Annotated in this window: 4 protein-coding genes; 1 reads left to right on the top strand and 3 read right to left on the bottom strand. The window is 70.5% G+C overall.

The features are described from left to right. Window positions 1–30: 30 nt before the first annotated feature. Genes ABZX92_RS32895 through ABZX92_RS32905 form a run of 3 tightly spaced genes read right to left on the bottom strand, consistent with a single transcriptional unit; the run spans window position 31 to window position 2,483 of the window. Window positions 31–966, bottom strand: coding sequence for a LysR family transcriptional regulator (locus ABZX92_RS32895; RefSeq protein ID WP_355568030.1), 936 nt, complete (start codon window positions 964–966; stop codon window positions 31–33). A 12-nt stretch (window positions 967–978) separates the two neighbouring features. Then, window positions 979–1,908, bottom strand: a complete 930-nt coding sequence (locus ABZX92_RS32900; RefSeq protein ID WP_355568033.1) for a TIGR03619 family F420-dependent LLM class oxidoreductase — start codon at window positions 1,906–1,908, stop codon at window positions 979–981. Further along, window positions 1,905–2,483: a LuxR C-terminal-related transcriptional regulator gene (locus tag ABZX92_RS32905; RefSeq protein WP_355568036.1), complete on the bottom strand. Its 579-nt coding sequence runs from the start codon at window positions 2,481–2,483 to the stop codon at window positions 1,905–1,907. The genes ABZX92_RS32900 and ABZX92_RS32905 overlap by 4 nt, the downstream gene beginning before the upstream one ends. Before the next feature lie 260 nt (window positions 2,484–2,743). On the opposite strand from ABZX92_RS32905, the gene ABZX92_RS32910 reads away from it, so the two are divergent. Continuing rightward, on the top strand, window positions 2,744–6,409 hold the full coding sequence (locus tag ABZX92_RS32910) for a beta-ketoacyl synthase N-terminal-like domain-containing protein (RefSeq protein ID WP_355568039.1): 3,666 nt from the start codon (window positions 2,744–2,746) through the stop codon (window positions 6,407–6,409). The last annotated feature ends 23 nt before the right edge of the window (window positions 6,410–6,432 follow it).

Genomic DNA, 6,432 nt, shown 5'->3' on the forward strand with positions numbered 1-6,432 from the left:
CGGGAGAAGTTCCATCGCGAATATCCGCTCTCAATCGTGCAGAGAAACTTCACGATCCGCCGCCTTCAGCTCGGCGGCCGCGGTCAGCGCACCGAGCACCGCCGCCAGATGCGCCGCCTCCTCGCTCCCCCGGCGCACCGCCGCGAACACGTGCCGGGTCGGCTGCTCGGCGTCGAGCACCCGGATCACCACGTCCTCGCGCGGCCCAGCGTTGATCAGCCGCGGCACCAGCGCCAGGCCGAGGCCCAGTGCGACCGCGCCCAGCGTCGCCTCCCAGTCGCCGATGTGGTGGACGATCTCCGGCGTGAACCCGGCCGCGATGCACGCGGCGAAGGAGATGTCGCGGCACGTCCCGGTGTTGGAGAAGATCCACGCCTCGTTCGCCAGGTCCGCCAGCCGCACCACGGGCGCGTGCGCGAGCGGGTGGTCCACCGGCAACGCCACGTCGAACCGTTCGGCCAGCAGCGCGACGCGGTGGAAGCGGCGGTCGGTGGCGGCCGGGCTGTCCTTGGACTCCAGGCTCAGCACCACGTCCACGTCGCCGCGCACGAGCTGGTCGAACGAGTGCGGCGGATCCGACTCGACGAGCCGCACGGCGACACCGGGATGGGTGTCGCGCAGTTCCCGGACGGCGGGCAGCACCAGGCCGGAGAGAGTCGCCGCGAATCCCGCGACACGTACCTCTGCCACCGAGCCTTCTGAGTACGCAAGGAGATCCGCCTGGACGCGCTCCAGCTCGGCGAAGATCTCGTTGGCTCGCCGCAGGAGCACGCGAGCGGCGTCCGTGAGGCGAACCCGGCGGCCCACCGGTTCGATCAGCCGGACGCCCGCTTCCTTCGACAGCGCCACGAGTTGCTGCGACACCGCGGACGGGGTGAGGTGCAGCGCCTGTGCGACGGCGGCGACGGTGCCGCGTTCGTCGAGCTCGCGCAGCATGCGGAGTTTGCGGACGTCCAGATCACCCATCACGTCTTCCCCTCAACGCAGAGTGCCACTGCTCAGGTCAACAATCTCCGTGGCGACCTGTTCCAGCAGTCCCAGGTAGTGGTCGGCGGGCTTGCGCACCGTCTCGCCCGGATATGTCGTATCCAGAACAATGTGCGTGGCGCCCAACGACTTCAGCGCGTGCAGGTCGCCGCGGACCTGCTCGACCGTTCCCTCACCGAGGATCCGGCTGTGGTCGGGCAACGACCGCGAGGTGATTCTCAGTTTGATGCGCGGGACCAGCGCGGGCACCGGCCGTTGCCGCTGCTCGGCGACGCGCCTGAGCTGCGGCATCCCGATCTGCTCCAGATATCCCGGAGGCACCGACGTCGGATGCCACGCGTCGCCGTACAGCACGGCCCGCCGCATCGCGCCCGTGCTGTGCCCGCCGACCCACACCGGGATCGAACGCGCGGGCCGCGGCCCCGTCGACACCGGCCCGAACTTCACGTGCGAGCCATCGAATTTCGCTATGTCGTTGGCCCACAAGGCCTTCATCGCGCGCAACGACTCGTCCGCGACCCGGCCGCGTGACCGGTAGTCGGCTCCGACCGCGGCGAACTCGGCGGGAGCCCAGCCCGCCGCGACGCCCAGCACCAGCCGGCCACCGCTGAACTGGTCGATCGACGCGGCCATCCGCGCCATCAGCAGCGGATGCCGGTACGGCAGCACGATGACGGTGGTGCCGAGCTCGATGCGGGTGGTCTGGCCCGCGAGCCACGACAGCGTGGCGAACGGGTCGTAGAACGGCGCGGGGAAGAGCCGCTCGACGTCCGGGGTGAGCGCGACGTGGTCGGACACCATCGCGACGTGGTAGCCGAGCTCCTCCAGAGTCGTCACCCAGCGCAGGATCTCGCCAGGTGCCGCGCGGTCGCCGTAGTTGGGGACGTTGACGCCGAATCGCATGTGCAGGTCCTCCGTCACGCGGCCAGGGCGGAGGCGAGCTGCGCCCTGCGGTGGATGCCGAGCTTGCGGTAGATGCTGGTGATGTGCAGCTCGACCGCGCGGACCGACACCCGGAACTGGGTCGCGATCTCCCTGTTGGTCTTGCCTCCCACGATCAGCGCGGCGATCCGCTGCTCGTGCGCCGTGAGACCGCGACCGGCGACCATCGCGGCACGGGTGATGCGCGGCCCGTTCTCGATGCGGGAAATCAACGAGTCAGCGGAACTGCCCATAGTGAAACCCAATTGCTGCGGTTCAGGATCGCTTCCGACCGGCAGTTTCAACCCACCGACCAACACCTGCCACTCGCGAATCCGGACGCTTCGCACCAATTTCCCGCGCACATAAGGGTCTCCGTCGACCAAACGGCGCAAAGCCCTGTCATCGGCGGCTTCGCACAGCATCAGCCCACCTGACTCGTCCGTGTACAGGCCGCCCCCCAGCAGCACGCCCCGCACGGCCAAGTCCTCCCAGTACCTGCGGTGAGCAGGCCGGGCGTGGCCTAACCGCTCGTCCTCTGTCTCGAACACCATCTCGACCACGAACCTGGCCATGTGCGGATCTCCCCCTGCTGGACCGTCGACCGCTGTAGTGAGTACGCCAGTACAAACTTGAACGCAAGACCGATTTTGAGTGTAGGGCTTCTCGTTCCACCCTGCGAGACCGGTGAACTGCGTAGTGGCGGCGCACCGGCAATTGCGTACGTTTGGCTTCCAGCGGTCAGCCGTGCTGGCTAAACTTGGCTCCGGGTACATAGTTGTACTTGAAACCACTTTGAACCCACGGGGGGACCGTGACACACCGCCATGCCTCCATGTCCGACAGATCTCGGGCGACCGCCGGTGATACCGCCCGGCAGGTCGCCGTCTCGGGGATGTCCTGCCGCTTCCCCGGTGCGAGCTCCGTCGCCGCGTTCTGGAGCCTGCTGACGGGCAACGTCGACGCCGTCGACGAGATCCCGTTCGACAGGTTCGACGTGGACGAGTGGTACTCGCCCGTGCCCGCACCGGGTAGGACGATCTCGCGGCACGGCGGGTTCCTCGCCGACGTGCGCGGGTTCGACGCGGAGTTCTTCGGCATCTCACCGCGTGAGGCCCGCGCGATGGACCCGCAGCAACGGCTGCTGCTGGAGGTCGCGTGGGAAGCCTTGGAGGACGCGGGAATCCGGCCGTCAGAGCTGGCCGGGCGCCGCGTCGGCGTGTTCGTCGGCCAGGCCACCGCCGAGTACGGCAGGGCGGGTCGCAGCGCGGGCAACCACGACGTGCGCCACGCGGCGGGCGGTGAGCTGCGGGCCGTCACGTCCGGCCGGCTCTCCTACGCACTGGACCTGCGCGGTCCGTCGATCGTGATCGACACGGCCTGCTCGTCGTCCTTGGTGGCCGTGCACAACGCCCGGCAGGCGCTGCTCGCCGGGGAGTGCGACCTCGCGATCGCGGCCGGGGTCAACGTGATCCTGCTGCCCGACGACGCGATCGCCTACTCGCAGGCGTCGATGCTCGCCCCGGACGGGCGGTGCAAGTTCGGATCCGTGCACGCGGACGGGTTCGTGCGAAGTGAGGGCGTCGGCGCGGTTGTGCTGGAACGGTTACCGGACGCGGTTGCTCATGGCGACCGCGTGCGCGCCGTCCTGCTCGGCAGCGCGATCAGCAACGACGGCAGGGGCAGCGGCCTCCTGCTGCAACCCGCCGTGCGCGGTCAGGCCGAGATGCTGTCGGCCGCGTACTCCGACGCCGGGCTCGATCCCTCCACTGTGGACTACATCGAGGCGCACGGCACCGGCACGAGCGTGGGTGACCGGGTCGAGCTCGAAGCCCTGCACGAGGTCGCCGGGACGGGCCGGGAGCACCCGTTGCTGCTCGGGTCGGTGAAGAGCAACATCGGGCACACCGAGGCGGCGGCGGGCGTCGCCGGGCTGATCAAGGCGGTGCTGATCGCCGAGCACCGCGTCGTTCCGGCGTCGCTGCACGCCCGTGTGCAGGCCGAGATCCTGACCGGCGGGTCGTTGCGGCTCGTCACGCGGAACCAGGCGCTCAGTGCGGAGAAGCCGGTGCTGGGCGTCAGCTCGTTCGGGATCTCCGGCACCAACGTGCACGTCGTGCTCACCGCGCCGCCGGCGGCTGTTGTCGCCGAACCTGCCGAACGTCCGCAGGTGCTCACGCTGTCCGCCAAGTCGGTCGCGGCGCTGCGCGCCAGTGCGGAGGCCTACGCCGGATTCCTGGACGGCCCGGTCGCGGACGTCTGCTACACGGCGGCGGCTCGGCGTGATCACCACGAGCACCGGCTCGCGGTCACGGGGACGGATCGCGCGGAGTTGGCGGCGGGACTGAAGGCCTTCCTGGACGGGACCGAGGGCGGATTCACCGCGGGCGAGGCGGCAGAACGGCCTCAGGTCGTCTTCCTGTTCCCTGGCCAGGGTTCGCAGTGGCGCGGGATGGGCGTTGAGCTGTACGCCGCGTCGCCCGCGTTCCGGGCCGCACTGGACGAGTGCGACGCGGCCGTGCGCGAAGAGGCCGGGTGGTCCGTTGTGGACGTTCTGACCGGCGCCGAACCGTGGCAGGACACCATGGACGTGATCCAGCCGCTGCTGTGGGCCGTCCAGGTGGCACTGGCCGCGCACTGGCGGGCGTGGGGCGTCGAGCCGGACGTCGTGGTCGGCCACAGCATGGGCGAGGTCGCGGCCGCGCAGATCGCCGGGGCGTTGTCGGTGCGCGACGCGGCCGCGGTGATCTGCCGCCGCAGCGCGCTCATGCAGGACACCGCGGGCACCGGCGCGATGCTGTGGGCCGAGCTGTCCGCCGAACGCGCGGAGGACCTCCTCGGCCGGTACCGCGGCGAGGTCTGCGTGGCCGCGGACAACTCCCCTGGCACGTGCGTGCTGGCCGGACCGGTGGAGCTGATGGAGATCGTCGCGGAGGACCTGGCGGAGCTCGCCGTCGCCTGCCGCCCGGTGAAGGACGTCGACGTGGCGTCGCACTCGCCGTTGATGGACAAGGTGGCGAAGGCGTTGCGCGAACAGCTCGACGACCTGCGCCCGCACGCGCCGCAGGTCGACTTCCGGTCCACTGTGGAGTGCGGCAGGCGGGAGCTGGACGCGCGCTACTGGGCGGACAACGTGCGGCAGACCGTGCGGCTCAACGACACCCTGCGCCGCGTCCTCGCCGACGCCCCGCACACCGTGGTCCTGGAGATCAGCCCGCATCCGGTGCTGCTCAGCGCCGTCGGCGAGATCGGCTCGGCGGTGACCGTTCCGTCACTGGTGCGCGGCGAGCCCGAGCTCCGCACGATCACCTCGGCGCTGGGATCGCTGCACGTCGCGGGCGTGCCGGTCGACTGGGAGAGGTGGTTCGGCGGCGGCCGTGCCGTGACGCTGCCCGCCTACCCGTGGCAGCACCAGGAGTACTGGTTCGAGTCGTTCGGCACGGCCACCGAGATCGTCCGGGAGATCGACACGGCCGCGCTGGGTGTCGCGGAAGCTCTGCGCGGACTGAGGTTCCGGGGTCTCACGCCACTTCCCGCGGCCGTGCTGATCGACGCGGTGCTCACGGCCGCGGGCGGTGACCACTCGCTGCGCAACGTCCGGTTCCACGAACTGGTCACCGTCGATCCGGAGTCGTTGCCGACGCTGACGGTCACGCTGCGACCGGAACGCGCCGGCGTGCGTGCGTTCACCGTCCACGACGACGAGGGCAGGCGGTGCGCGAGCGGGGAGCTGGCACGTGGCGCGGAGATCAGCACGATCGAGCTGGAGTGGGCGCTGGAACGCTGCCGCGAGTACGTGCGGGACACCGAGTTCCGCGACCTGGCGGCGCGGCACGGCTACGAGTTCGAGGGCCCGTTCCGCGCGCTGAGACAGGCGTGGCGCGGCCAGGACCTGGCGGTCGCCCGGTTCTCGGCCGACGCCAGCACTTCTGTCGTGCTGGAGACAGGTCTGCAGGCGGTGCTGCTCGCGCTGGGCTCGGTCGCGGTGCCGCTGAGCGTGGAGCGGGTGCGGGTGACGGGCCGGGCGCACGGCGAGTTCTGGGCGGTGGCACGACGGCGGCGCGGCAAGGCCGTGGTCGACGTGCGGCTGTTCGACGCCCGGCACCAGTGCTTCGCCGAACTGAGCGGCCTCACCGTCCGCATCGGCACGCCTGCTCCGTTCGCGCAGCTCAACGGCCTGGTCTCGAAGCTGCTCCGCACTCGCGCGCCGCGACCGGTCCCAGTACCGGAACCGCGCCGGGAACCGGTCGTGCTTCCCGACGAGCCCGTGCGCGACGTGGTGCTGGGCCACGTCGCGGCCGTGCTCGGCACGACCCGCGACCGCCTCGACACCCGCCGGGCGTTGCGCGACCTGGGCCTCGACTCGCTGATGGCCGCGCAACTGGCCGCCCGGCTGAAGAAGTCGCTGGGCAGAACGGTCCCCACCACACAACTGCTGGGTTCCGAGAACGTCGCGGCGCTCGCCGCGGCGATGACGTCTGCAAGTACTACCAACTCGTGAGTTGGTAGTACTTGCAGACGCCG

This window comes from Lentzea sp. NPDC006480, from assembly GCF_040611995.1.
In the GTDB taxonomy this organism is placed as follows: Bacteria; Actinomycetota; Actinomycetes; order Mycobacteriales; family Pseudonocardiaceae; genus Lentzea.

Bases quoted from the DNA above. Each gene is read 5' to 3' on its own strand.
- ABZX92_RS32895 (WP_355568030.1), bottom strand. From the start codon at position 966: ATGGGTGATCTGGACGTCCGCAAACTCCGCATGCTGCGCGAGCTCGAC.
- ABZX92_RS32905 (WP_355568036.1), bottom strand. From the start codon at position 2,483: ATGGCCAGGTTCGTGGTCGAGATGGTGTTCGAGACAGAGGACGAGCGG.
- ABZX92_RS32910 (WP_355568039.1), top strand. From the start codon at position 2,744: ATGTCCGACAGATCTCGGGCGACCGCCGGTGATACCGCCCGGCAGGTC.